Annotated in this window: 26 protein-coding genes and 2 tRNA genes; 14 read left to right on the plus strand and 14 right to left on the minus strand. The window is 37.0% G+C overall.

Annotated features, from left to right (window positions below):
• The 5 genes from CW736_RS08200 to CW736_RS08220 form a co-directional block, all read right to left on the minus strand.
• On the minus strand, positions 1–840 hold the full coding sequence (locus tag CW736_RS08200) for a phytoene/squalene synthase family protein (protein WP_101013495.1): 840 nt from the start codon (positions 838–840) through the stop codon (positions 1–3).
• Positions 840–2,300, minus strand: coding sequence for a phytoene desaturase family protein (locus CW736_RS08205; protein WP_101013496.1), 1,461 nt, complete (start codon positions 2,298–2,300; stop codon positions 840–842). The genes CW736_RS08200 and CW736_RS08205 overlap by 1 nt, the downstream gene beginning before the upstream one ends.
• A complete protein-coding gene (locus CW736_RS08210; RefSeq protein WP_101013497.1) occupies positions 2,297–3,208 on the minus strand; it encodes a MerR family transcriptional regulator in 912 nt (303 codons plus the stop codon). Before CW736_RS08210 ends, CW736_RS08205 begins: the two co-directional genes overlap by 4 nt.
• Before the next feature lie 136 nt (positions 3,209–3,344).
• Positions 3,345–3,427: transfer RNA gene (locus tag CW736_RS08215), tRNA-Leu, on the minus strand.
• 45 nt (positions 3,428–3,472) lie between these two features.
• Positions 3,473–3,545: transfer RNA gene (locus CW736_RS08220), tRNA-Lys, on the minus strand.
• 105 nt (positions 3,546–3,650) lie between these two features.
• Here CW736_RS08220 and CW736_RS08225 point away from each other — a divergent pair.
• Positions 3,651–4,178 (plus strand): shikimate kinase, encoded by a 528-nt coding sequence (locus tag CW736_RS08225; protein ID WP_101013498.1) that lies wholly within the window; start codon positions 3,651–3,653, stop codon positions 4,176–4,178.
• Here CW736_RS08225 and CW736_RS08230 read toward each other — a convergent pair.
• From CW736_RS08230 to CW736_RS08240, 3 genes are read right to left on the minus strand one after another with little or no spacing between them, the layout of a single operon-like run.
• A complete protein-coding gene (locus CW736_RS08230) occupies positions 4,170–4,667 on the minus strand; it encodes a phosphoribosyltransferase family protein (RefSeq protein WP_101013499.1) in 498 nt (165 codons plus the stop codon). The two genes, CW736_RS08225 and CW736_RS08230, sit on opposite strands and share 9 nt — an antisense overlap.
• Positions 4,660–5,244 (minus strand): methyltransferase domain-containing protein, encoded by a 585-nt coding sequence (locus tag CW736_RS08235; protein ID WP_101013500.1) that lies wholly within the window; start codon positions 5,242–5,244, stop codon positions 4,660–4,662. Before CW736_RS08235 ends, CW736_RS08230 begins: the two co-directional genes overlap by 8 nt.
• Complete coding sequence (locus CW736_RS08240) at positions 5,241–5,618, minus strand: RNA-binding S4 domain-containing protein (protein WP_101013501.1); 378 nt, start codon at positions 5,616–5,618, stop codon at positions 5,241–5,243. The genes CW736_RS08235 and CW736_RS08240 overlap by 4 nt, the downstream gene beginning before the upstream one ends.
• A gap of 81 nt (positions 5,619–5,699) precedes the next feature.
• Here CW736_RS08240 and CW736_RS08245 point away from each other — a divergent pair, with 81 nt between their 5' ends.
• Complete coding sequence (locus CW736_RS08245) at positions 5,700–6,860, plus strand: FKBP-type peptidyl-prolyl cis-trans isomerase (protein ID WP_101013502.1); 1,161 nt, start codon at positions 5,700–5,702, stop codon at positions 6,858–6,860.
• 524 nt (positions 6,861–7,384) lie between these two features.
• A complete protein-coding gene (locus CW736_RS08250) occupies positions 7,385–7,606 on the plus strand; it encodes a hypothetical protein (protein ID WP_101013503.1) in 222 nt (73 codons plus the stop codon).
• Between the two features lie 124 nt (positions 7,607–7,730).
• On the opposite strand, the gene CW736_RS08255 is transcribed toward CW736_RS08250, so the two are convergent.
• A complete protein-coding gene (locus CW736_RS08255) occupies positions 7,731–8,684 on the minus strand; it encodes a transketolase family protein (protein WP_101013504.1) in 954 nt (317 codons plus the stop codon).
• A 32-nt stretch (positions 8,685–8,716) separates the two neighbouring features.
• Positions 8,717–9,562 (minus strand): transketolase, encoded by an 846-nt coding sequence (locus tag CW736_RS08260; RefSeq protein ID WP_101013505.1) that lies wholly within the window; start codon positions 9,560–9,562, stop codon positions 8,717–8,719.
• A gap of 285 nt (positions 9,563–9,847) precedes the next feature.
• On the opposite strand from CW736_RS08260, the gene tgt reads away from it, so the two are divergent.
• From tgt to CW736_RS08300, 8 genes are all read left to right on the plus strand, one after another.
• Positions 9,848–10,978, plus strand: a complete 1,131-nt coding sequence (tgt, locus tag CW736_RS08265) for a tRNA guanosine(34) transglycosylase Tgt (RefSeq protein ID WP_101013506.1) — start codon at positions 9,848–9,850, stop codon at positions 10,976–10,978.
• Positions 10,978–12,048, plus strand: a complete 1,071-nt coding sequence (locus CW736_RS08270; protein ID WP_101013507.1) for an LptF/LptG family permease — start codon at positions 10,978–10,980, stop codon at positions 12,046–12,048. Before tgt ends, CW736_RS08270 begins: the two co-directional genes overlap by 1 nt.
• Positions 12,035–12,934, plus strand: coding sequence for a DMT family transporter (locus CW736_RS08275; protein ID WP_101013508.1), 900 nt, complete (start codon positions 12,035–12,037; stop codon positions 12,932–12,934). Before CW736_RS08270 ends, CW736_RS08275 begins: the two co-directional genes overlap by 14 nt.
• 345 nt (positions 12,935–13,279) lie before the next feature.
• Positions 13,280–14,233 (plus strand): acetyl-CoA carboxylase carboxyltransferase subunit alpha, encoded by a 954-nt coding sequence (locus CW736_RS08280; protein ID WP_101013509.1) that lies wholly within the window; start codon positions 13,280–13,282, stop codon positions 14,231–14,233.
• A gap of 291 nt (positions 14,234–14,524) precedes the next feature.
• Positions 14,525–16,066, plus strand: coding sequence for a replicative DNA helicase (gene dnaB / locus CW736_RS08285; protein WP_101013510.1), 1,542 nt, complete (start codon positions 14,525–14,527; stop codon positions 16,064–16,066).
• Between the two features lie 128 nt (positions 16,067–16,194).
• The gene (locus CW736_RS08290) at positions 16,195–17,457 is read left to right on the plus strand and encodes an asparagine synthetase B (RefSeq protein WP_101013511.1); all 1,263 of its coding nucleotides are present in this window, start codon (positions 16,195–16,197) and stop codon (positions 17,455–17,457) included.
• A gap of 597 nt (positions 17,458–18,054) precedes the next feature.
• A complete protein-coding gene (locus CW736_RS08295; protein ID WP_101013512.1) occupies positions 18,055–18,603 on the plus strand; it encodes an REP-associated tyrosine transposase in 549 nt (182 codons plus the stop codon).
• 166 nt (positions 18,604–18,769) lie between these two features.
• Complete coding sequence (locus tag CW736_RS08300) at positions 18,770–19,270, plus strand: hypothetical protein (RefSeq protein WP_157810912.1); 501 nt, start codon at positions 18,770–18,772, stop codon at positions 19,268–19,270.
• Between the two features lie 334 nt (positions 19,271–19,604).
• Here the strand turns inward: CW736_RS08300 and CW736_RS08305 are convergent, their stop codons facing one another.
• Positions 19,605–22,034 carry a M14 family zinc carboxypeptidase gene (locus CW736_RS08305; protein ID WP_101013514.1) on the minus strand — a complete coding sequence of 810 codons (2,430 nt, stop codon included), beginning with the start codon at positions 22,032–22,034 and terminating at the stop codon, positions 19,605–19,607.
• Between the two features lie 323 nt (positions 22,035–22,357).
• On the opposite strand from CW736_RS08305, the gene CW736_RS08310 reads away from it, so the two are divergent.
• Together CW736_RS08310 and hemN are read left to right on the plus strand one after the other, a co-directional pair.
• Positions 22,358–22,645 carry a hypothetical protein gene (locus CW736_RS08310; RefSeq protein WP_101013515.1) on the plus strand — a complete coding sequence of 96 codons (288 nt, stop codon included), beginning with the start codon at positions 22,358–22,360 and terminating at the stop codon, positions 22,643–22,645.
• Between the two features lie 4 nt (positions 22,646–22,649).
• The gene (gene hemN / locus CW736_RS08315; RefSeq protein ID WP_101013516.1) at positions 22,650–24,011 is read left to right on the plus strand and encodes an oxygen-independent coproporphyrinogen III oxidase; all 1,362 of its coding nucleotides are present in this window, start codon (positions 22,650–22,652) and stop codon (positions 24,009–24,011) included.
• A 38-nt stretch (positions 24,012–24,049) separates the two neighbouring features.
• Here the strand turns inward: hemN and CW736_RS08320 are convergent, their stop codons facing one another.
• Together CW736_RS08320 and CW736_RS14200 are read right to left on the minus strand one after the other, a co-directional pair.
• Positions 24,050–24,853 carry a hypothetical protein gene (locus CW736_RS08320; RefSeq protein ID WP_101013517.1) on the minus strand — a complete coding sequence of 268 codons (804 nt, stop codon included), beginning with the start codon at positions 24,851–24,853 and terminating at the stop codon, positions 24,050–24,052.
• Between the two features lie 283 nt (positions 24,854–25,136).
• Complete coding sequence (locus tag CW736_RS14200; RefSeq protein ID WP_198519309.1) at positions 25,137–25,280, minus strand: hypothetical protein; 144 nt, start codon at positions 25,278–25,280, stop codon at positions 25,137–25,139.
• 206 nt (positions 25,281–25,486) lie between these two features.
• Here CW736_RS14200 and CW736_RS08330 point away from each other — a divergent pair, with 206 nt between their 5' ends.
• On the plus strand, positions 25,487–25,663 hold the full coding sequence (locus CW736_RS08330) for a helix-turn-helix domain-containing protein (protein WP_101013519.1): 177 nt from the start codon (positions 25,487–25,489) through the stop codon (positions 25,661–25,663).
• A gap of 80 nt (positions 25,664–25,743) precedes the next feature.
• Here CW736_RS08330 and CW736_RS08335 read toward each other — a convergent pair whose 3' ends face one another.
• On the minus strand, positions 25,744–26,571 hold the full coding sequence (locus CW736_RS08335; RefSeq protein ID WP_101013520.1) for a universal stress protein: 828 nt from the start codon (positions 26,569–26,571) through the stop codon (positions 25,744–25,746).
• Positions 26,572–26,712: the final 141 nt, after the last annotated feature.

A 26,712-nucleotide genomic window follows, 5' to 3' on the forward strand; every position in this document is an offset into this window, starting at 1 on the left:
TTAGATCAAATTGAGCCTGTAAGTTACGTATCCTTTAGAAAGAAGGAAAATTTTCTCATAATTAGGAACACGTATTCTTGTGTTTCTTATTTCTTTAGAAGGGGTGCGTTCTAATCTAGTAAGCAATCTTCTATAATAGGTATAAGCGGTATAAACCCCTAATTTAGCTTCTATAGGTAGTCGTTGAATACCTCGTAAACCTGCATCAAAATCTTCTTTTATTTCTGCAATTAATCGAGCTTTATCTTCTTCACTCAGATCGTGAAGATCTGTGTTAGGAAAGTAGCTTCTTTCCAGCGTGTCAAGATCTGCTTTAAGGTCCCGTAAGAAATTCACTTTCTGAAAAGCGCTTCCAAGGCGCATGGCGTCATCTTTAAGGTCATTATAGAGTTCCATATTCCCTTTTACAAAAACCTTTAAGGACATCAAACCTACAACATCTGCACTGCCATAAATATAATTTCTATATTCTTCATCTGTCAAGTAAACAGACTTGTCTAAATCTAAGCGCATGCTATGCATAAACGCTCCATACATATCTGGAGTGATGTCATATTTGTTTACCGTTTCTTGAAATGAGTTTAAGATAGGGTTAAGGCTTATTTTTTCCTCTACAGCGCTTAAAAGATCTTTTTCAAATCTATCGAGTAAGCTGCGTTTATCAAAGTTGTGAAAGGTGTCCACGATCTCATCTGCAAATCTTACAAAGCCATAAATATTATGAATATCCTGCCTGATTGTAGGTCCCAGCATTTTGCTCGCAAGTGAAAAAGAGGTGCTGTAATTCTGAGTAACAGTCTTACTACAATCTCTAGAGACTTTATCAAATAAGCTTTTCATTATTGATCGTGTTTGTTAATAAGTTCAGCAGCTAGTTTTCCAGAGATGAGTGATGGGGGTACTCCTGGTCCTGGAACGGTTAACTGACCCGTGAAATAAAGATTTCTAACTTTGCGACTTCTTAAATTAGGTCTAAGAAATGCCGTCTGTAATAAAGTATTTGCCATACCGTACGCATTTCCTTTATAGCTGTTGTATTCTGAAATAAAATCATTCACACAAAATGACTCCTTAAAGATAATATGATCTGAGACATTTTGCTCTGTTCTCAATTCAAATCTTTTAATGATTTTATCAAAGTATTTTTCTCGTAGCTCTGGGGTGTCCTCTAAATCAGGTGCTAAAGGAATCAAGAAAAATCCGTTTTCACAACCTTCAGGTGCTGTTGATGCATCTGTTAAGGAAGTGAAATTTGCGTAAAACAAAGGTTCTTCAGGCCATTTTGGATCTTCATAAATCTCATTGGCATGCTTTGTAAAATCGGTATCAAAAAACAAGTTGTGATGATCTATGTTTTTTAATTTTTTATCAAAGCCTACATAGAATATCAAGGAGCTAGGGGCAAAGGTTTTCTTTTCCCAATAGCTTTCAGAGTACTGTCGATAATTTTGAGGGAGTAAAGTCTCAGAATGATGGTAGTCTGCTCCAGACAATACTATAGGATAAAGATGTTTCTGACCACCTGTCATAATTCCTTCCACACGTCCATTGTCATCTACTAAAATTTCATCGATAGGGCTATTTGTTTTTATGACTACACCTAACTCTTCAGCAAGTTTCTTCATCGCGATGATCACCTCATACATTCCACCTTTAGGATGCCATGTTCCTAAGCCAAAATCTGCATAGTTCATGAAGTTATAAAAGCTTGGAGTTTTTTGAGGAGTTGCTCCTAAAAACAGCACTGGAAACTCAAGAATACTTATCAATTTAGGGTTGGTAAATTTTCTCCTAACATCTTTAGAGACGTTACCTATAAAAGCACCTACCTTTTTTGCTGTCTGAGGTGTAATCAATTCTAAAGGAGATTCACCAGGTCGGTATACGAGGTTTTTGATGGCAATCTCATAGTTTTCCTCAGCTTTGGACATGAATTGCTGTAAAGGTTTGGAACTTCCTTTTTCTACCTTTTCAAAAGTAGCTTTGATATCTTCGAGGTTATCTGGAATTTCAATTTTTTCATCCTCAAAAACTACCGAATAAGCAGGGCTTAGTTTATCCAATTGATAATAGTCAGAAGGTTTTTTATTAAAGTCTTCAAAAAAACGTTCAAAGATATCAGGCATCCAGTACCAAGAGGGGCCTATATCAAAGGTAAAACCATCTTTTACAAGTCTTCTTGCTCTTCCACCTACGGTGTCATTTTTTTCATAAATACTCACTTCATGCCCTGACTGTGCTAAATAGCAGGCAGCAGCTAATGAAGAAAATCCAGATCCTATTACGGCTACTTTACTCATGCTTCAACTAATTCAGGTATTTTTTCTATTACTTCTGAGATCCCTCTAAAAACAGTTTGATTTTTTGAAAGATCTTTAGGTTTAATTTTCTGTGCAAGATGTCCTAAGATCCATAATTCTATATCATCATTTTCAGCAACCTTACGGTTAAACTTTCTTAAAAATGAAGGAAGTTCCTTTTCTGTAGGTTTTACGGTGATATAGGTAATGTAGGTTGGTGTAACGCCTTGGTTCTTAAAGAACGGAAGGGCTTCTAGAACCATGCTTGCTCCTAAGTAAACGGTTTTATAGCCCTTGCTTAGTAATTCATAATTTAAAAATAAAAGTCCAAGATCATGCATCTCATTTTCAGGGAGAAATAAAACGTAAATCTTGTCGGTATGAGTCACTTCTTGATACTGCACCTTTTCCAGATTTACTAAAACTTTTTGTTTGATCAAATGACTGATAAAATGTTCGTGTGCTATGTTTATGGTTTTTGATTGCCATAAGTAACCTAATTCCTCTAAAAACGGAATAAATAGATCATAAAAAACACCTGAAAAACCAACTTCTTTTAAGACAGAGTCATAAACGCGTTGAAACATAAACTGATCAAAGTTAATCATGGCAAGTTTCAATTCTTGAACAGCGTGATCGTTTTTATTATTTCTGATGGCAAGATTGCGTACCTGTGTTTCTATTTCATCGGTAGTTAAACTGGCGATGGTTGATATTTTTATGCCCGCATTTTTTAAATAGCTGACATTTAATATTTTACATAAAGAAGAAAGGTCGTAAGATCTGATGTTCGTATCTGTTCTATCTGGTTCCAAAAGGTCGTACCTTTTTTCCCAAATTCTGATAGTATGAGATTTGATACCACTAAGGTTCTCAAGATCTTTGATACTAAACTTACTTTTTATCAAAATATATTTGTTTACTTATTACGCTGTAAAGTTAAACAAATTATTCAGAAAGGTTTGAGTTTGATATTTTATTAACTTAAAGAAGATGGATTGGTCTGGAATAAAAAAAATCAGACCTAAAGTCTGATTTAAAAAGTACCTGGAATGGGACTTGAACCCACACGTACAAAGTACACACGGCCCTCAACCGTGCCTGTCTACCAATTTCAGCACCCAGGTAAATAAAAAAGTCCTTAAAAATAAGGACTTTTTTTGAATAAAAAGTGATCTGGCTGGGGCTCGAACCCAGGACCCTCTCCTTAAAAGGGAGATGCTCTGCCAACTGAGCTACCAGATCTTTTTGCGTTAGCGGCTGCAAATATAGTGCTTAAGATTAGGAGCAACCTAATTTAAATTAGATTAATTTTATAAAATAATATTTACTACAAAAAAGAGAATAAAAATGGCGTTTAAAATTGTTTTATTAGGTTATATGGGTTCTGGCAAAACCACTGTGGGAAAGGAACTTGCAAGAATACTATCTGTTCCATTTGTAGATTTAGATACTGAAATTGAAAAGTCAGAAAATAAAAGTGTTTCTCAAATTTTTGATGAGCGTGGTGCTATTTATTTTAGAAAAAAAGAAAAATTAGTTCTGGAAGAGGTGTTGAGCTCTGAAAAAAATACGGTTTTATCTTTAGGAGGTGGAACCCCCTGTTACTTTGAATCTATGAATTATCTCAACAATATGGACGAAGTTTATACTATTTATTTAGATGTTTCTATCCCTGTCTTAGTGAAGCGTTTATTACCAGAAAAATCCCAACGTCCTATCTTAAACGAGATCGCTTCAGAGCAAGAATTATTGGAATTTATTGGGAAGCATCTTTTTGAAAGACGGCCTTATTATCATCAAGCAAAACAAATTTTAAAGGTTGCTGATGAAACGGTAGAGGAGCAAGCTAGAAAGATAGTGGCACTCTTATTTTAAAGCCACACGATAAGGCTTCTGATCTAATTGCACCTCAATGTGCTCTTCCATGGTAGTAGACAAGGAAATCCCTTTAAAATCAGCTTTAACTGGATATTTTTTATGATTTCTATTGACTAATACAGCGGTTTTTAATCGGTCTAAGGGAACGTCTAAAAAGTGCTTTACGGCATAAATCAATGTGGTACCGCTATTCAATACATCATCACAAAGGATCACACCACAGTTTTTGTACTCCTCTGGTTTGAGATTTGTTATTACAGGCTCTAATGGGTTTGTTTTATTAATGGTGACCTTGCACAGTACTATTTCAGAAGAAATGATGTTGGATAGCGCCTTTTTCAACTCTTTAGCAAAGGTATATCCTCCATTTGCGATTCCAGCGAGTATGATACGATCATCTTTTAAGTAAACTTCAGCAATTTGATATGCTATTCTTCTTATTTTATGCTGTACCTGATTGTGATCTAGAATTTGATTTTCAGTCATTTTTTTTCATCTTTATAATAAGTTCTTTTCCCTGTCTAGCTTCTTCAGAAATTAGACATCTATCTAAATTTATGATGTCAAACTTTTTTTGAAACAGGTTCGTATATTCCTTTTTAGTTGCCGGATAAGGCGGTTCATTTGTTTTGGATTCAAAATCAAATAATACCCCTTCTATACATCCATTTTTCTTTAATAATTCATGGCATTTATTAATGTAGCTTTCGCGAAAGCGAGATTCTAATGCACAAAAGAACGTCTGTTCTAAAATAAGATCATAACTCCCCTCGTGTTTAAAAAAATCATTTTGAACAATAGCAATACCGTCAGTATTTTTTAACCTTTCTTTTAATTGCAATAGGGGCTGCAAGGCGATGTCCAGAACGGTGATGTTGCTAAAACCCTTTTCAATCAAATACTCTGCTTCATAAGCATTCCCTGCTCCGGGAATTAAAATATGCAATTCTTTATTTTCAATTTTATCCACGATACTTTTAAGAGGTTTAGAGGCGCGCCCTAAATCCCAACCTGTAATATGATCTACATATCTTTTTTGCCAGTAATTTTGATCGTGTTTCATTCTTCTTCTTCCTGATTAAGTATACCAGTTAAATCACGGCGATCTTTCTTTGTAGGTCTTCCTTCCCCTTTTATCCTGTAGTAATCTTGATTGAGTGCGATAAGTTTTTTTGCATCAAAATTCTCCTTAGGAGTTCGATCCATGCGGTATAGATCAACAATTTTATTCCCCACACGACCGCTTGGTAAATCAATAACCTCCACTTTATAATCGATCTGGTCCTTGCGCAATTCAATGAGGTCGCCAGGAAACACATCCCTGGAAGGTTTAACGATAGAATTATCTATACGTACACGACCTTTTTTTGCGGCCTCGGTCGCCTTGCTTCTAGTCTTGTAGTAGCGCACACTCCATAAAAATTTATCTACTCGCATAAGATCCTTTGTTATTAAACGTTATCACAACACCACAAAAATAGTGGAAAATACTATCTTTGACTGCTTTAAAAAATGATGATGAAAAAAATTAAATATTTATTCTCTTTTCTTATTACTGGAATTGTTCTGACTTCCTGTGGGAACGACGATGACAACCGAATTGTGATAAGAGACAGAGGTGAAGTCTACACGGAAGATCTTGTCAAATTACAAGATTATCTAAATACTCACTTTTATAACTATGAAGAGTTTGCTGCAAATCCTGCCGGGGCTGATTTTGAAATAGCATTTGATACCATTGCAGATGTAAATGCTAGTAAAACACCACTCGCAAGCCAAGTGGTTTCTAAAGTATTGAATAGAGATGGAATAGATTATACCTATTATACTTTAAATGTACGTCAAGGTGGTGGGGTTGCACGGCCTACTTTTGCTGATAGCACTCTTGTTTCTTACGAAGGAAGATTACTCGACAACACTGTTTTTGATAGTTCAACCAATTCACTTTGGTTTGATTTACCTAATGTTGTCGACGGTTTTATGGCTGGAATTACAGAGCTTAATGAAGCTGCCAGTATCACATCTAACGGTGATGGAACTCTTGCTTATACAGATTCTGGGATAGGAGCTGTTTTTATGCCTTCGGGATTAGCTTATTTCAATCGTATTCAAAATACTATACCACAGTACTCACCATTAATTTTTACCTATCAATTGAGAAAAGTAAAAACTACAGATCACGATAATGATGGTATCCTCTCAAAGTTTGAAGATTTAGACGGTGATCAAGACGTAAGGTCTCCAGAAGATAGAGATAATACAGATAATGATATTGTCAATGGGGGTTATAACTACATTGATGCTGACGACGATGGTGACGGCGTACCTACATTATTTGAAAACCCAGACCCTAATGGAGATGGTGACCCTAGCGATGCAGAAGATCTCGATGGCGATGGTATTCCTGGATATCTAGACGCTAATGAAGTGAATATAGACCTTGATAATGATGGTATTCAAAACCGATTTGAACAACCAGACCCTAACAATAACGGTAGCCCTGGAGATGCTCGTGATACGGATAACGACGGTATACCAGATTATCTAGATGACGATGACGACGGTGATGGTATTCCTACTTCACAAGAAAATGCGGACCCTAATAATAACGGTAATCCTGTAGATGCCCTCGATACTGATGGCGATGGTATACCAGATTACCTAGATGCCGACTCATAAAGCTGCAACAGAAATTTATAAAAATGGAGTTTTCATACTATGAGAGCTCCATTTTTTTTTTGCGCCCTCAATTTGTGTTTTTTGCAAAATAAATTTCTGATTTAACACAAAATAAAAATGTATTGATCTTATAAGTTGGAGTAATTAAATCTATTAGTTATGAAAGCGATGATCATTAGAGTATTGTTGATAAGCTCTTTAGTTTCTGTAAGAGCACAAAACCACAACTAATATCAGACCTATTTAGATTTCGTAAATGCGGACTCTTAACAGCAAGAGCCTTCTTATTTAAAATTAGGAGTAGGTTATTGTTGCCCAAAGGAAACTTATCCCACTTTACAGGCAACTTCCCGTTTATTTGAACTGGCTTTAGTGATTCCAGACACCAAGAGGTATAAAGCCTTTGAATTGTTTATACAGCTCGCAGTGTCCGAACACTATTTTTTTCATTTTAAAAGATGGTGTGGATCAATTTGATGTAGAAGATACTTCTGGAGTAAAGGCTTATCTCCAACTCCATAAGTATGTTTATAAAAAATCAAAAGGGAGATTATGTTTGGGAATTTCTTTGGAACTGCTTCCTTTTTTTAGATCCATTAGAAAACCACCGAGCAGAGGTCTTAGATGATGACAGTAGCCATTCTGTTCTAGTAGCTCCAGGATTGTCTTACCACAATACATTAAATAACAGCTCTATGTTGCAACTATCTCTAGAGGTCCAGTATACTCTGTTTAAAATGCAATAAAGGCCATTAGGAGGCATTTAAGCTCCTTGAACGTACGTCCTAAAATAGGATACCGATTTTAAAATAAGCACAAAAAAAAAGTCCTCGTTTTTAAATGAGGACTTTGTAATAAAATAGTACTGTACTATTTTCTTTTGATTACTTTTTCAGCTTTTAGTGTGATGTTTTCTGCATTCAGACCGTATTTCTCAAGTAATTGTGCAGGTGTTCCACTTTCTCCAAAGGTGTCATTAGTCGCCACAAATTCTTGTGGTGTAGGACTGTTAAGAGATAAAGTTCTGGCAACGCTTTCACCTAATCCACCTAAGAAGTTATGTTCTTCAGCAGTTACAACGCAACCTGTCTTTTTAGCAGATTTGATAATCGCCTCTTCATCTAGAGGCTTGATGGTGTGAATATTAATCACTTCTGCACTGATTCCTTTTTCATTTAGAGCTTTAGCAGCTTCTAGTGCTTCCCAAACCAAGTGTCCAGTAGCAATAATAGTAACATCAGTTCCTTCTTGAAGTACTACTGCTTTTCCTATCTTAAACTCGCCATTCTCTGGGGTAAAGTTAGCTACTTTAGGACGTCCAAATCTTAAGTAAACAGGGCCGTGATGTTCAGCAATAGCAAGTGTTGCTGCTTTGGTTTGATTGTAATCACAGGTGTTAATTACTGTCATTCCTGGAAGCATTTTCATCAATCCAATATCTTCAAGGATTTGATGAGTTGCACCGTCTTCTCCAAGTGTTAACCCAGAGTGAGAAGCACAAATTTTTACATTTTTATCAGAATAAGCAATACTCTGTCTGATTTGATCGTAAACACGACCTGTAGAGAAGTTAGCAAATGTTCCTGTAAATGGAATTTTACCACCTATAGTCATACCTGCAGCCATTCCCATCATATTAGCTTCTGCTATTCCTACTTGAAAGAAACGTTCTGGGTGATTGTTTGCAAAAGCGTTCATTTTGAGTGATCCGGTAAGATCTGCACAAAGCGCTACTACATTTTTATTTTTTTGTCCTAGTTCTGTAAGTCCATCACCGAATCCGGATCTGGTGTCTTTACTTCCTGTATTTTCGTAAATTTTCATATCTAAAATCTGCTGGGCAGATGCTCTTTAAGTTAATAGTCGCCTAAGGTTTCTGGATTTTGTTTCAATGCTTCAGCCAGTTGCTCGTCATTAGGAGCAATACCATGCCATGCATGAGATCCCATCATAAAGTCTACTCCATTACCCATTTCTGTGTGTAAAAGAATACAAATAGGTAGTCCTTTGCCCGTAAAGGAAAGCGCTTCTTTTAAGCCTGCGAGAACAGCGTCTACATCATTCCCTTTTGAAACAGTAATGACCTTCCATCCGAAAGCTTCAAACTTATTTCTTAAATCTCCTAGAGCGAGAACCTGTTCGGTACTTCCGTCTATTTGCTGACCGTTTACATCAATAGTAGAAATCAAATTATCTACTTTGTTTGCGGCCGCATACATTGCTGCTTCCCAGATTTGACCTTCTTGAAGCTCTCCGTCACCATGTAAAGTGAAGACTGTTTTACCATCTCCATTTAATTTCTTTACAGCAGCTGCTCCTATAGCAACACTCATTCCTTGGCCCAAAGAACCACTTGCGATACGCACACCTGGTAGTCCATCGTGGGTAGTAGGATGGCCTTGTAACCTGGAGTTTAATTTTCTGAATGTGCTTAATTCTTCTACTGGAAAATAACCAGATCGAGCTAAAACGCTGTAGAAAACAGGGGAAATATGACCGTTAGAAAGAAAAAATAAATCTTCATTTTTTCCATCCATGTCAAAGCTAGGATTGTGGTCCATCACCTCGTTATACAAGGTTACTAGAAATTCTGCACAACCTAGCGATCCACCTGGGTGTCCACTACTTACTGCGTGTACTTGTCTAACGATATCGCGACGTACTTGCGTTACTAAATCTTTTAAGTGCTGTGTATCAGCCATTTTGGAGTTTTTAAATGATCCACCAAAAGTAGGCTTAATGAGGCTTAAGAAGAATTTTTCTTAAAGCCAGTTATTAACGATATCATGTGTTTTGTGAACAAATGCAGGCTGTTTCCAAAGTAAAAACTAAAGTAAGCTTGTTTTAAGGGCTGTTGGGTATCTCGCTTTCGCGAAAGCGGAACCTTTCAAAATTTGATCCCTATTATTTTTACTATTCAATCATTACCTATTTGTTCCCCTGTTCTTGACAACAAATTCAATTTCATATAAGTATCTTTGCCCCTCATGAAATTTGATTTACTACAAAGCGATTCACAGAGTCAAGCGAGAGCTGGAGTGATACACACAGACCACGGGAAAATAGAAACTCCTATTTTTATGCCAGTAGGTACCATAGGTACTGTAAAAGGAGTACACCAGCGGGAGTTGGAAGAAGAGGTGAATCCAGATATTATACTGGGAAACACCTACCATTTATACCTGCGACCAGGTACCGATATTTTAGAAAAAGCCGGAGGCCTTCATAAATTCATGAATTGGGATCGACCTATCTTAACTGATTCTGGTGGCTATCAAGTCTATTCTTTAAGCTCTAATCGCAAGATTAAGGAAGAAGGGGTGAAGTTTAAGTCTCATATAGATGGGTCTTACCACACCTTTACTCCAGAGCGTGCCATGGATATACAGCGCAGTATAGGTGGTGATATCATCATGGCTTTTGATGAATGCACTCCTTATCCATGTGATTACAATTATGCAAGACGTAGCATGCACATGACTCACAGGTGGTTAAAAAGATGCATCACTCATTTTGACAATTCGCCAGATTTATACGCACACAAACAAACACTTTTTCCTATAGTACAAGGGAGTACTTATGTGGATTTAAGACAACAAAGCGCCGAGGCTATAGCTGCGACAAATCAGTTTGGTAATGCCATAGGCGGACTTTCTGTTGGGGAGCCAGCTGAAGAGATGTATGCCATGACTGAAGTAGTAACCGCTATTCTTCCCAAAGAAAAACCTCGTTACTTAATGGGCGTGGGAACTCCTATTAACTTATTAGAAAATGTAGCCCTAGGTATAGATATGTTTGATTGTGTTATGCCTACACGTAACGGTCGTAACGGTATGATCTTTACCGCTCATGGTACCATGAACATGAAAAACAAAAAATGGGCTGAGGATTTCACCCCATTAGATGCTGCAGATTATGCTTGGGTAGATACGGCTTATACCAAAGCTTATGTACGTCATTTATTTACCGTAAATGAAATGTTGGGAAGACAAATTTGTACCATACACAATCTTTCTTTCTATTTGTGGTTAATGAGAGAAGCACGCAAACATATCATTGCGGGTGATTTTAGAACATGGAAAGATAAAATGGTCAAGCAATTGGATAACAGACTCTAGTGCTAAGTATATTAGATAAATACATATTAAAAAGATACCTAGGCGCGTTTGCGCTTTTGTTGGTTTTGTTCTTACCTATAATGGTAACAGTACATATTGCCGAAAAAATAGGTAAAATAATAAGTAATGATGCTCCTTTTGGTGAAGTAATCATATACTTGCTAGACTTTACTATTTACTTTTCTAACTTCTTGTTTCCTCTCTTTTTGTTTATCTCTACTATGTTTTTCACGTCAAAACTGGCGATGAATACGGAGGTAATTGCCTTCTTAAGTTCTGGGGTTTCCTTTAACAGATTTTTACGTCCTTATATTATAGGAGCTACTATAGTATGTGTCATTGCACTGATCCTTAGTGCGGTGTTTGTACCTAATGCTTCTTCGGGTTTTAATGAATTTCAAAACAAGTACTTCAACCGTGGTGGTGATAAAAAGACCACTAATGTTTTTAGACAAATCAACGATAGCGACTACATATATGTAAGCAATTACCAGCCGTCTTCCCAAATAGGTTTTGATTTTACCTTAGAACATTTTGAAGGAAATGAGTTGAAATATAAGATCTATGCCAATCGCATCAAATATGAAGATTCGACTTATGTATTAAGTGGTTACAAAAAAAGAACGATTCTTGAGGACGGAGAAAAAATAGAACGAGAACAGAGAAAGGACACTTTATTTTCCTTTGATATCGATGAGCTTACACCCTCAGACTATATTGCAGAAACCCTTCAATTCTCTGAATTAAACGACTTTATCGAGTTAGAAGAAAAACGCGGTAATGCAGACATGAATATCTATTATGTGGAAAAGTACAAGCGTACTTCCATCCCTGTGAGCGCTTTTATTTTTACGCTTATTGCTGTAGCGGTTTCCTCTGTTAAAAAACGTGGAGGTATGGGGTTGAATCTCGCTATTGGAATCGTTATCGCAATGACTTATGTGTTTTTAGATAAAGTCTTTGGTACCATTGCTGAGAAAAGCACTTTTAATCCATGGATAGCCGTGTGGTTCCCTAATATATTCTTTGCTGTAGTGGCCTTTTTCCTGATTAGAAATGCGAGACGATAAACTCCTTAATTACCTGCACTTACATTTTATAGTATTCATCTGGGGTTTTACCGCAGTACTGGGTGCGCTGATCAGTATAGACTCTATTCCGCTGGTTTGGTGGCGCATGAGTATGGCTGTTGTACTTATCTTTATCTATATGAAATGGAAGAATATTCCTTTTCAATTGGTTGGTAAAGGTTCGCTTTCGCGAAAGCGGATCATAGGATTTCTAATCGCAGGAATAGTCATTGCCTTGCATTGGGTCACTTTCTTTGGAGCAATTAAAGCTTCAAATGTTTCTGTAACTCTTGCGATGATAAGTATGGGAGCTTTTTTTACCGCTATACTAGAACCCTTGTTTACTTCCAAAAAATTTGTGTGGTACGAACTTATTTTTGGAGTGGTGATCATTGGTGCACTGTACTATATCTTTCAGATTGAGACAGAATATGTGACTGGAATGATCTTAGGATTGATTAGTGCTTTATTGAGTGCTGTTTTCTCCATTCTGAATGTAAAATGGGCAAAAGAGCATCCGCCATCATTGATTTCTTTTTATGAGTTGTTAAGTGGCGTGATCTTGCTGTCCTTGTTTTTTGTATTTCTTCCTGTGGATTTTGTACGGCCATCAGAGCTCACTCAAATGGATTGGTTGTGGTTAGGTATTCTCGCCTCTTTTTGCACAGCTTATGCCTTTATAGCTAGTGTAAAAGTGATGAAGTTTTTAAGTGCTTATACGGTTATGTTAACCATAAATCTAGAACCAGTATACGGTATTTTTCTTGCGTTTTTAATTCTAGGCGATTCTGAAGAAATGACTCCTGAGTTTTATATAGGAGCGGTAGTGATTCTAGTCGTTATTATCAGTAATGGTATTATAAAGACACGTCTGGCAAAGAAGTAGCTTTTTAGTCGCAGTGAACAGTCTCCATCTACATCTCATTGGGCAGTCCCAGTCTCAGTATCAGTTCCAGTTTTAAATCGGCCTGTTGGATCAATGTGATCTAAAGTCTATTCTAATCTAGTCATGCCGCATTAAAAGGAGTGGCTCACAATTATTTCACAAGCTAACTTATAGGGTTTCTTTAATGTGGAGATGTTTGAATTCCTCCGCACTTTTGTCGGAGTAGGGCTCAACAGACTTGGAATCTGATTCCAATTGAAATTCAGCTACAGTTTCAAATTCAAATGTGTTTTTACTTCAACTCATATCACTATATTTGTTGATCCAAAAAACGAATTCCCTCATATGGAATATTTAGAATTTGAATTACCGATTAAAGAGCTGGAAGAAAAATACCAGCAAACGATTACCTTAGGAGAAGAGAGTGATGTTGATGTAAGTGCTACGATCAAGCAAATAGAGAAAAAACTTAAGGAAACCCGTAAAGATATATATGCTAATTTAACGGCATGGCAACGTGTGCAGATGTCTCGTCATCCTAGTCGTCCTTATACCTTGGACTATATCAAGGCAATTTGTGGTGATACTTGGTTAGAATTACACGGTGATCGCAATGTCAAAGACGACAAGGCGATGATAGGTGGGCTAGGCAAGATAGGTGACCAGAGCTTTATGTTTATAGGGCAGCAAAAAGGTTTTAACACTAAAACACGTCAGTACCGCAACTTTGGTATGGCAAATCCTGAAGGTTACCGCAAAGCACTTCGTTTAATGAAAAGTGCAGAGAAATTTGGTGTACCAGTGGTGGCTTTAATTGACACCCCAGGCGCCTATCCAGGCCTCGAAGCAGAAGAACGTGGTCAAGGAGAAGCTATAGCAAGAAATATTCTTGAAATGACACGTCTTAAAGTGCCTATTATTGTTATGATTATTGGTGAAGGAGCTAGTGGTGGAGCATTAGGTATAGGAGTAGGAGACAAAGTTGTCATGTTAGAAAATACCTGGTACTCTGTTATATCTCCTGAATCTTGTTCTTCTATTTTATGGAGAAGCTGGGAATACAAAGAAAGAGCTGCAGATGCACTTAAACTAACTTCTACAGATATGAAGAAGCTAAAACTAGTAGACGAAATTCTCAAAGAACCAGAAGGCGGTGCGCATAAAGATAGAGAGACTACTTTTAAATCGGTCTCTGAATGTATACTCAGGTATTATGCAGAATTAAAAGACTTATCACCTAAAGATCTCGTAGAGCAGCGCATGGATAAATATGCTAATATGGGAGTTTATAAGGGGTAGAGTAATATTTATATTTCAGTAATCTATTGAAAAAAAGCTACAAAGTTTATGGTATAACTTTGTAGCTTTTCAATTGGTTATTTTTTGATTTCTAAGGTCCAAACGACTTATCAACCTAAAATACGACAAAGAAGAATACCATCTTTTTTTGTGAGTACTGATGGTTCCTAGCTTTTATAAAAAACCAATGCTTGTTAACATGTTATGAACTGTATTTTTGGTGTAATTGTTGATTAAGTTATCATAACCCAACACGAGTAAAACCTATTTAAAACCCTACTTTTGAATCCTATGGAAAAAGTACAGCAACGCCCTAATATCACTTCAGGAAACACTTCTGTTGTCACACTTGAAAAAGGTAAAATACCGCCTCAAGCAATTGATTTAGAGAAAGTTGTCATAGGAGCTTTGATGATTGATGGTAAAGGAGTAGATGAGGTGATCGACTTACTTACTCCAGACGTTTTCTATCAGAAAAACCACCAATTCATTTTTGAAGCCATAGATATTCTCTTTAAAGAAGGGAAGCCAGTTGACTTATTAACCGTTAGCGCTCAGTTGCGTAAAATGGAAAAAATAGAAGCCGCTGGTGGAGATCATTACCTCGTTCAATTGTCGCAGTTAGTAAGTTCTACAGCACATATTGAATTTCATGCGAGGATCATTCTTCAAAAATTCATACAACGCAGCCTGATCAAAATTTCTACGGAGATCATCAATGAATCTTACGAAGAATCTACTGACGTTTTTGATTTACTAGACAAGGCAGAATCTAAACTTTATGAAGTTACCCAAGGGAACATCAGAAAAAGTACAGAAACTGCTATGGATTTGGTGCGTCAGGCAAAGGAGCGTATTGAAGAAATAGCAAACCGCGATGGACTCTCAGGGATTCCATCTGGTTTTACAGATTTAGACCGTTTAACAAGTGGCTGGCAGCCTTCAGATTTAATTATTATTGCTGCACGTCCAGGTATGGGTAAAACCGCCTTTACCTTGAGTATGGCTCGTAACATTGCCGTAGGAAATAATATTCCCGTAGCCTTCTTCTCTCTAGAGATGAGCTCGGTACAATTGATTACTCGTTTGATTTCTTCAGAAACAGGCTTGAGTTCTGAAAAACTACGTACGGGTAAACTAGAGCCACATGAATGGGAACAACTCAACGTTAAGGTAAAAGACTTAGAACAAGCTCCTATTTTCATTGATGATACCCCATCACTTTCTATTTTTGACTTACGTGCAAAATGTAGAAGACTTGCCTCTCAATACGGTATCAAGTTGATCATGATTGATTACTTGCAATTAATGACTGCCCAAACCGGTAACAAAGGAGGGAATCGCGAACAAGAAATATCTACGATCTCTCGTAACTTAAAAGCACTTGCCAAAGAATTGAGCGTACCTGTAATTGCTCTTTCACAGCTGTCTCGTGCGGTTGAATCTCGTGGGGGGTCAAAGCGTCCATTACTTTCTGACTTAAGAGAATCTGGAGCGATTGAGCAGGATGCAGATATTGTATCCTTTATCTACAGACCAGAGTATTACGGTCTGGATGAATGGGATGATGACGACCGCAGCCCTACTGCAGGTCAAGGAGAGTTTATCGTAGCAAAACACCGTAATGGTGCTACTGACTCCATACGTTTGAAGTTCTTAGGACAGTTCGGTAAGTTTGATAACCTCGATCAGTTTTTTACTACTCCAGAAGAATTTGGTTCAAAAATGAATGCCGCAAACGACGACACCTTAAAGCCAGATCCTTTTGACAGTCCTAAAGCGGGGAGTCCTGGCGATGCCTTTGGAATTCCTAATGACGATATGCCGTTCTAGTGGAATAACTCGTTTGAATTAGTACAGTCTGTTCCACATTCAATTATTATATTAGTAGGCAGCTTGTGGGATGGTGGTATTTTTGAAATTCCGCTTTCGCGAAAGCGGTATAATTACACACTTGAAGAATGCTAAAAAGAACTCTCTTACTCTTATTATTTTGTGCCAGTGGACTCTTTGCACAGTCTCAATATTTATTCATACCCATGGATGCAGAGACTCAAGCAGACCATTTAAAAGCTTACGGGATCTCTTATTGGGTGCTTTCTAAAGGGACCAAAGTGAAGTGGTTGCTCAACTATCGAGGCGGCTCCTTTTTAGTGCCCAACGTAGAAGAAATCAAAAAAGAATTGATCGTAAGAGGCGTGAGCTTTGAAGAAAAGACAGAAGCTGAGGTAAGTTCTATCTTAGAATTAATAGCCAGCCCGTCTCAAAACATGCAAGAAGTCTTGCTAGAAAAAGCTCCTAAAATAGCGGTGTATTCTCCTACAGGTACCTCGCCTTGGGACGATGCGGTAACTATGGTGCTCACCTATGCAGAGATTCCATACACCAAGATTTACGACGAGGAAGTACTTTCTGACCAACTTATATTATACGACTGGTTGCACTTGCATCACGAAGATTTTACGGGGCAGTACGGTAAATTTTATCGCAGTTTTAGAGCAGCGCATTGGTATGTAGAAGAAAAGAAGCAAGCCGAAGAATTGGCGCAAAAGCTAGGCTACGATAAGGTAAGTGAAGAAAAACGTGATGTGGCACTTAAAATTAGAGACTATGTAGTCGGTGGAGGTTTTATGTTTGCGATGTGCAGCGCGACAGACAGTTTTGATATAGCGCTTAGTGCAGAAGGAGTTGATATTGCAGAACCTATGTTTGACGGTGATGCGAGTGATCCTGGGTATCAAAATAAAATAGATTACTCTAAAACCTTTGCTTTTACAGATTATACTTTGGAGCGTTCTCCTATGGTGTACGAATTCAGCTCTATTGATATGACTACCAAGCGTACGATCGATCGAGAACTGGATTATTTCTCTTTAATGGATTTCAGTGCTAAATGGGATCCTATTCCTACCATGCTCAATCAAAACCATACCAGTCTTGTCAAAGGATTTATGGGGCAGACCACTAGTTTTAATAGGAAAGAAGTAAAGAAAAATGTTTTGGTGCTAGGGGAGAACAGAATCAACAAAGAAGCCAAATACATACACGGCATACGCGGTAAAGGATTTTTCACTTTCTACGGCGGCCATGATCCAGAAGACTACCAGCATCGAGTAGGAGATCCACCTACAGAGTTGAGCTTGCATCCCAACAGTCCAGGTTATCGCTTGATTTTAAATAACGTACTCTTTCCAGCAGCTAGAAAAAAGAAGCAGAAGACTTGATAAGGCATTTGTTTTGCTATAATGATTACTATCCTGGCGGTATGCTCCTAAATAATAGACATGGAAGTGTGGATTCTGAAGTCTACAGGTACGGTTTTAACGGTAAGGAAAGAGACGATGAAGAGAAAAAACATGAGAATGGGTAAAAAAAACAACTTCATTTACCCTTTACTTCTAATTCTCTTAGTTTGTTCAGGTTGTAATGATGAAACGACAAAAAGATGAAGTTTCTACCCAATATAAAAAGAAATAAATTCATATTAATCGGTATGTTGATATGGGTATCTACTAAATTTGTTGATTATCAATTTCTAAAGCTAAAAATAATAATATTTGTTGCTGGGTTAATATTTACGTCTTACGGTATTTATTTACATTTTAAACAAAGACCTTGATTTTTTCAAAACAAATACTCCTATTCTAGAAATGCGTTGTTAATGTTATAGCACCAGCTGGCGCGAGCGTCTCGCTCGTGATCCATAACAAACTGTAGTTTAATAAATTAATAATTAAACATAAACAAAGTCCTTGCTTTAAAGTTTAGAGAGTTATTGTGTTGTCCATAGTTTAATATCTATTTATTGTACTTTTAATTTTATGAGTAGGAAATATAAATTCAAAAATGAGGAAGGAGCGTACTTTATAAGCTTTGCGATAGTGAATTGGATTGATGTGTTAACTAGAGATATTTATTTTTCTTGTATTGTTGAGTCATTGGATTTTTGCAGAAAAAATAAAGGAATGGAGATTTATGGATATTGTATTATGCCTAGTCATATACATTTAATTTTCCGTTCTTCAAATAACGACCCTTCTGGATTGATAAGAGATTTTAAAGGCTTTACTTCAAAGAAAATGATTAATTTGATTAGAGATAATACACAAGAAAGTAGGAAAGAATGGTTATTATGGATGTTGGAGAGAGCTGGTAAAAAGAATAGTAACCTAACTAAATATCAATTCTGGCAGCAAAATAATCATCCTATTGAGATATGGACTTTAAAAGTATTTGAGCAAAAATTAAACTATGTTCATCAAAATCCTGTTCAGACTGGTTTTGTAACAGATCCTATAGATTATAAATACAGCAGTGCAAGAAATTACGGTAATGATGATCAAACTGTTCTAGAAATAGACTTGAATTGAGTGAGGTCACGAGCGAGACGCTCGCGCCAGCAATGGGCAAAACCTATTCAGAGATTTTCACTGAGCTACGAGACTATGATAGGCTACTTAATGCCAAGATATATGCTATACATGAAGGCGGAAAAAAGAAAGATGATAAAGCAGTTCCACAAAACGGAGGTTAATTATGAACAAAAATAAATTTATTGGTTTTATTCTATTGATGTTACTAATCTCGTGTAATCCTTTTGACCCAGGTGAGATTGTTTTGACCAGAACCTATATTAGCAATGAAGCTTGGGACGAATATAACAACCAAATCAAGGTTGAAAAAATGCAGATACGTGATTCAGTCCAGATAATAAGAACTGATTTGAATAGCATAAGTAAAAATTTCACACTGTTGCAAGTGGAAAGTGCCTATATTTATGAGTATAGCGGTTTTAGAGATAAGAGACCAAACCCTAAAGGCAAGGTTTATTTTAATAAGGACAACGGCTGGAAATGGGTCAAAGTAGCAAGTAATTATAAGGATAACGAAAGGTATACTACCATCGGTAATTTGCAAAAAGATCAATGGTATCGATTTTCAAATCTTCGTGGTAAAGGCGGTTTTTTTATTTATGCCTATGTCGATCAAAAAGGCGACTTGCATCAGTACTACCAAGATTTAAGAAATGGTCCATAATGGATTGTCATTCTTCGTTATAAAGAAGCATTTGCAATTGGAATAATTATAAAGAAGTCTTTACAACAACGTAGAGGCTTTTTTTATGGAATGATATCCCCCAGCTGGCGCGAGCGTCTCGCTAGTGAACTACGCAATAAGACCCCAGCGAAAAAGCAGAAGACTTGATCTTAGGTTTTCTTTCAGTCGTAAGAGCTTCCATTACTGTTGCAATTATCCACAACCGCTAGCCTTTGTTTGCAAGTAGCAGTGTAAGGAGCTTTGTTAACCTAAGCGCATTTTGTCCTAATGGGGCGCGCATGTCTACTTTTACCAAAGCTATATCACAGCCGCCTTATTCCTTAATAATCTTAAAGGTCTTTGAAGCGGTATCTGTAGCTATATGTAAGAAATATATACCAGATGAATAATCACTGTAATCTAATTCTAAAGCAGCTTCTATAGATACGTAGTTGTATAATTGCTGTCCTTGTACATTGTAGATAGTAGCTTCAAACTTTTCTAATGAAGTATTGACAAATAGCCGGTCTCGCACTGGGTTAGGAAATATAGCAACCAATTGATCTAATGGATTAGATGCGCTACTTGCGGTAGCAGTATCCATCACGACGATTTTAAGATCGTCAAAATAGAACCCATCGCCAGTGACACTTTGATCGGTAACCAACTGAAATCGCACTAAAATTTGTTGTCCTAGGTAATCACTAAGGCTGATGCTTTCTTCTACCCAAGAGGATTGTATACCGTCGTATAAGGGCTGTCCGTTTGCGGGTTGGCTAGCAACTCCTGTGTTGGTGTAATTACCGCATTGTGGAGTCCAAGAAGCGCCATTGTTGGTAGAAATTTCTACTTGCACATAGTCGTAATTATTTTCAATATCCCATTTGGCTTGGAACATCAGATTTGCTTCTAATAAAGAGGTAGAAGTAAGGTCAACACTACTTGCATTGTTTAATATAATGGACTTATTCTGATTATTGTTATAAGTTCCAACTGGAGAATCTGTAAAGGATTGAGAAGGAGAAAAGAATTCGGTGGTAGAAATACCCCAACCGTTTAGTTGCCAATTATTAGCATTTACAACCCTATCTTCAAAAACAGGAGTGAAGTCACCATATACTTTAGTAATCGTTTGTGTAGACGTGTATAGTCCATTAAAAAGCGCTAGTTCATAAGTAATAAGATCACCAGGACTGATCGTGTTGTCCAATGTCATAGAAATATTATCTGATACCGTTTGATTTAAATTGAGGTTATTAAAAGATCGGGCACTTCCCACACTTGCGATGTTTGCACTAACAGGGTTGATAGTCACATTAAAACTTGTAAAATCTTGCAATCCTAAACGTGTAAGTGAAAAAGGAACTGTCACGTTAGTAGTTTCAAAAGAACTGGGTGCGTTATCTTCTAGCTTTCCATAGTTACCTGTCAATTGGGCTGCAGTAATGTTATGGAACATCATTTCTTTACAAATCCCATCTATTTGACTAGCTGCCGGCCAAAAAGAAGCGCCTATTTCTGGAGTCATGGCATATATCTTTTCTCTTGTTCCACCAGAGGCGGTGGTGAGCATGCCGTACATAAAATCATCACTATCTCCTGCAGCTGGATACAAGTCGGAGCTGATGATGTTGTTGTACCCGTTTTGCGACACCATTACTTGAGATATATTTTGAAATAACGTATCGTCTGTGGTAGGTTGATTATTTGCATAGCCAAAAGGATATAACAACAACTCACTAAAGCTATGGTTGTTCAGTGCCATTTTAAAGTTGTGATTCTCTATAAAATAACGAACGGCTCTTGTTTCTGGTTCGCTGAAAGGTCCAGCGCCGGCATAAGTATCGTTATTTTGATTTGTAGAAGTGCCAGCAGTATTCCACACTTGATTTCCTTGAGGTGTGATGTAACTGTAATTTCTGTTAGGATCAACTCCGTAGCCACCGCGTCGGTTCTTACGCCATAGACCACCTCCATTTGGGTTGGTTGTTTCATTATAAACATACCCATCTGGATTAAGCACCGGAATGAAATACAACTCTGTGTTATCTACTATAGCTTGAATTTCTGGATCAGTACTGTAGTTTTCTAGTACGTACCACATAAAAAAGATAAGCTGTTGCATAGAAGCTGGTTCACGGGCATGGTGAATAGCAGTATATAACATTTGAGGCTCGGCAATTTCTGTAGTAGTTGGGTTGTCAGATATTTTCACCCATTGCTGGTAACGGCCTTCACTGGTTACCAGATCATTTGGGTTGCTTGGATTTATGTTATCTGCTCTTGGAGTAATAATGTTTAAATTATTTGCTTGAGAATAGATAAACATGTCGTCCAATTCCTGTAGCATTTCAGTATAGGTAAGAAAACCACCCATACTACCTTGATTGTAATTTTGTGGTGTTGTATAGTTTATTTGACTGCTGTTATTGGTGCAGCCTGCGTTTTTTGAATCTAGTTCTGGGGCGACATATTTAGGACTTCTTGGATTATTTTGGTCTAAATAAAACTGTTTTACATCATTAATGATGATGTTGTAAGCAACACCTATAGAAGATAAGGTCCGTAATTCTTTTACTGAAAAGTCCGATTCAAAGGAAACATCTTTTTTATGATAACCGTGATCCATGGAGACACCAGCTTCTTGAATCTGTTGGAATTGCTCATATGAATTGTAATAGACCTCTGCACGGTGATACAATTCTTGTTGTGCAAAGGAGGCACTAGAAAGTAGAAGAAGTAACAGTGTTAAAAAAGATTTCATAAATAGGAGTCTAATTGATGATAAGATTGCTAAGATACTTTAATACACGAGGCTAGGCTATTTAACTCTATGGAAAACTAGTTTTTGACGTTTGTCAACAATGTTTAAAGGCCTACAGATCGCTTATTTTTTTTGCAGAACAAGTAGCTTGAAATACGATCAATAGAAGAAGTTGATGCGAGTTCAGGAGGCTGTTTTAGTTTCGCTTTCGCGAAAGCGAGATAAAAAAAGCATTAAAGAAATACCTCAAAGCTGACAAAAGTCATCGTTTGAAACACCTGTCTCCTCTTAGCTTTGTACTCTAATAATTAAATATTTAAGGTATGAGCTCTCTGTATGTAAGACTAGAAAAAGACTGGAAAGATCATTTTATGCTGCACACCGCGGCTGCTATTATCGTTTGTACCTGCCTAGGAGGAATAACAGTATTGTCTGTTTTTCAAAACGGTAGTGGTATTTTCCAGATGATTGAAATATTTGCTGTGGTGGTATGTTGCAACTTAGTGCTAGCCTCTATTTTAACGGTGCAAAAACCAGCGTTAGTATTAAAAGCGGTGATCACCAGTATCGTGGTTTGTACCATTATCGCAGGATTCAACTTTATATTTTAGACCTATGTGTTCACTTGTTTCTAAGTATAATGTTGCTGGACCTAGATATACCAGCTATCCTACGGTTCCCTATTGGGATCAGTATAGCTTTTCTATTTCTAGTTGGAAAGAATCCCTGCAAAGAAGCTTTAAAGAAAGCAATGCTTCTGAAGGAATAAGCCTTTACATACACCTTCCTTTTTGCGAGAGTATGTGTACTTTTTGCGGTTGTAATAAACGCATTACAAAAAATCATTCGGTAGAAATTCCTTATTTAGAATCTGTAATAAAGGAATTTCAATTGTACTTAGAATTATTTGATGAAAAGCCTCGGATCAAACAAATACATCTCGGTGGGGGAACACCTACCTTCTTTTCTGCTGAGAATTTAGAGTATTTATTGAATCAAATTTTTTTGATGGCAGTTAAAACTGAGGATGTAGAATATAGCTTTGAGGGACATCCTAATAATACAACTTTAGAACATCTTTCTACCTTAAGTAAATTGGGATTTAATCGGGTATGTTATGGTGTGCAGGATTACAATTTGTCGGTTCAAAAAGCCATTCATCGCGTACAAGCTTTTGAAAACGTACAGCGAGCGACAGAAGACGCTAGAACAGTAGGTTATGAGTCTATAGGGCATGATCTCATTTATGGGCTGCCATTTCAGACCATCGAGAATGTGGTACATACGATGGAGAAAACTATGGAACTCATGCCAGACCGCATTGCTTTTTACAGTTATGCGCATGTGCCTTGGATCAAAGGTAATGGACAGCGAGGTTTTAAGGATGCCGACCTTCCTACTGCAGCGATAAAACGCCAGCAATATGAAATAGGGAAGGAGTTGCTTGCTCAAGCCGGCTATATAGAAATAGGTATGGATCATTTTGCCTTAAAGACAGACGCTCTTTATAAGGCGCAAGAATCAGGAGAACTACACCGCAATTTTATGGGGTACAACTCTAGTAAAACCCAAGTGATGATAGGCCTAGGGGTTTCTTCTATTAGTGATTCATGGTACAGTTTTGCCCAAAATCTAAAGAACCTTGATGAATATCAAAGTCTTATAGAGGATCGAGAATTACCTGTTTATAGAGGTCATATGTTAACTGCGGAAGATTTAATCATACGCAAGCATATCTCTAATTTGATGTGCAAGTTGGAGACCTCCTGGAGTGATGAGTCTTTGTATTTTAAGGAGCTACCCAAGGTTCTAATGAGCCTTGTAGCGTTAGAAAAGGACAGTTTGGTAGAGATACATAGCAATAAACTGATGGTGACAGAAAAAGGAAGAGCTTATGTTAGAAATGTATGTCTGCCTTTTGATCTCAGGTTACAAAGAAAAAAACCAGAAACGCAGTTATTTTCTATGACGGTTTAAATGAGACTCCTTTCATCTATCGATATACAACGTATAAGTTAATTTGATGTTTTTAATACCTGAAAAGCTCCAGTTGACATTCTTAAAGGGCCATTATCCACATATACAAACATTCTCAATTGGTCTCCAGCATTAAAGTGTCCCACTCTAATGTAAGGATAAGTAGTTCTATCATTGGGGTTAGATGTATATAGAACGGCATGCCATAAAAACCAAGATCCATCAATATTAGACGTGTGAACACCTACTCCATATTGAACACCTGAAGAGCTTCTATCTGCCACACGCATAGTTCCTGTTATTTGATAGATACCATCACTTGGTATTGTTATAACACCTGTACTGGTATTATAAGCACCGGTAGGATCGTAATTCACACTTGGGTGCACATAGGTAGTGAAAGCGTTAGAAAATGTTCTGTTATCTCGTCCAGAAACATCTACAAAAAATGGGTCAAATGTACGTGAAGCCAGCTCTGTTAAAGCTCCTTCAACATTGCTAGAGCCAAAATTATTTGCAGTGTCGGTTATGTTTAGGGTACTAGAAGTTTGAATTTCATTTGTAGAACTGGTGTCACCATCTGATCCCACAATTTCATTTTCAGACCATAAAGATCCATTCCAGACCCAAATAGAGTTTGTAGCTAAATCAAATACCATCATTCCTATTTGTTCAACACCTGTTACCAGCGCATTATGATCTGCAATACGAGGCATAAGGAACCCACTATCTGTACTGGTAACATCTAATGCCGCTTTGGGATCTGATGTTCCTACGCCAACTTGGGAATAACATAAAAAACTGAATACAGTAAAAACTAGACTAATAATAAATTTATTCATATCGGTTTTTAATAAAGATTGATTTGACAACCATTATTTTGCAATATAATGTTTATCAAATCAGCAGTTGGCATTTATGACATGAATTCATGTGACAAGAGTTGAACGCCCATAAGATCTGTTAAAAGTGCTTTATAGTAAGGTTTACTACATATTTTAGTTTCATTAGTTCATTTCGAGAGGAGGTGAGCTCATCAATCGATTTATTGTTGAGTTTTTTTTACAATTTATATGAGGTTTGAAGTATAGGAGTGTATGAATGGGGCATATGAAGTCATCGTATTTATTCATCTGTTGTATCTTTTTTACCAGTAGTTACCATGTTATAAACGATAAAGATCATAACGACACCTACTACAGCAAAAATACCTATGAGTATAGCGCCCATTCCCCAATTTACTAAAGGTATTATCGATGTTGTTTTCATAATTATATGTTTAAAAAAAGTTGTTTTAATGACACTCATATTGTGAGGAGACCTGTTCTACGGCAACCTTTTCAGAAGGGGATACATAGGGGATGCCTAGTCCTAAACCACGTAAACACAAGTTAAAGAAAACCTGTAAAAATAATTAAAGAGATCAAGCTGCCTACATGATTAAAAGGCACTTCTGGGATATATCTTTTTAATTGATGCAACGCATTGCAGAAATATTGCGTTATCTGGAAGATAATTTTGGTAAAGATGAAGAGGGGTTTATAAAAATGATTCTCACACGAGAAGATATTGCCAACTTGGTAGGGACTGCAAAAGAGGCTTGTATAAGACACTTAACCGCATTTAAAAAAGCAGGCTGGATCCATACATAGGGCAAGCGCATCAAAATTATAAATGACAAAGCCCTCTATAATTTAATAGAAGGCTTTGAGTAATGGGCAGTTTTTTAGTGCTAGATTTTAAAAGTTATAATGGGTAAGGAAGAATGGTTGACCATAGCCTCTCCTATACTACCAGATAAGGCGTGTGATATTCCCTTACGGCCATGGGTATGAATACCGATAATATCAGCCTGTTGCTTTTCTGCAAAATGAAATACTCCACTCTCCACACTGAAGTCAGAAAATATGGTGACCTCTGCGGGGGAGAATTTATAAGCATCTGCTAAGGTGTCAGAAAATTTTGTGATTTGATCATGGATCTGATTGGTGCTTTGAAAACTTCTTTTTGGCAGGTTGACATACAATAAGGAAACCTCTATTTTTAGTTTTTTAAAAAGCTGCATGGCTTTTATAAAAATTTCTTTACTCTCCAGTTTGAAATCACATGCAAACACCCCTTTATGTGGTGTAAATTTTTTCTCACCTTTAATTACCAAGACAGGGATATTTGATGTTCTAACTACTTTTTTAGTATTAGAACCTATAAAAACGTTCTGAATGCCATTACTTTTATGAGAACACATAACAATAAGGTCTCCACGATGTTCTTTTGCTACCTGATTTAGTTCACTAAAGACTTTATAGTTCTGCACAACAGTTTGAACAGTAACTTCTTTTAAATAATCTTTATCTAGAAATTTGTCAAAGCGTTTTTGAGTGAGTTCTATGAAATAGCGACCTTCTTCAGATTTCTTTTCTTTAGATAAATTCACCTCTTGAAAGCTTATCATGTGTACTATAGTAACCGTAGCTTGATGCTGTTTTGCAATGCGTACAGCAGCTTTAAGCGCGTTTTCTGAATGTATTGAAAAGTCTACTGGGACAATTATATTTTTCATTATTTTCTGTTATAAGGCTTTCATCAATGCGTTTAAAAGTAATGTGCTTCTATGATTTAAAAGCTGATATAAATCAGCTTTAGCCTTTTCTAATGCATTCGAGTCATCAAAAAAGGAACCTCTAAAGCTTCTAAGGCTAGT

Origin of the sequence: Nonlabens sp. MB-3u-79 (assembly GCF_002831625.1) — a bacterium.
In the GTDB taxonomy this organism is placed as follows: Bacteria; Bacteroidota; Bacteroidia; order Flavobacteriales; family Flavobacteriaceae; genus Nonlabens.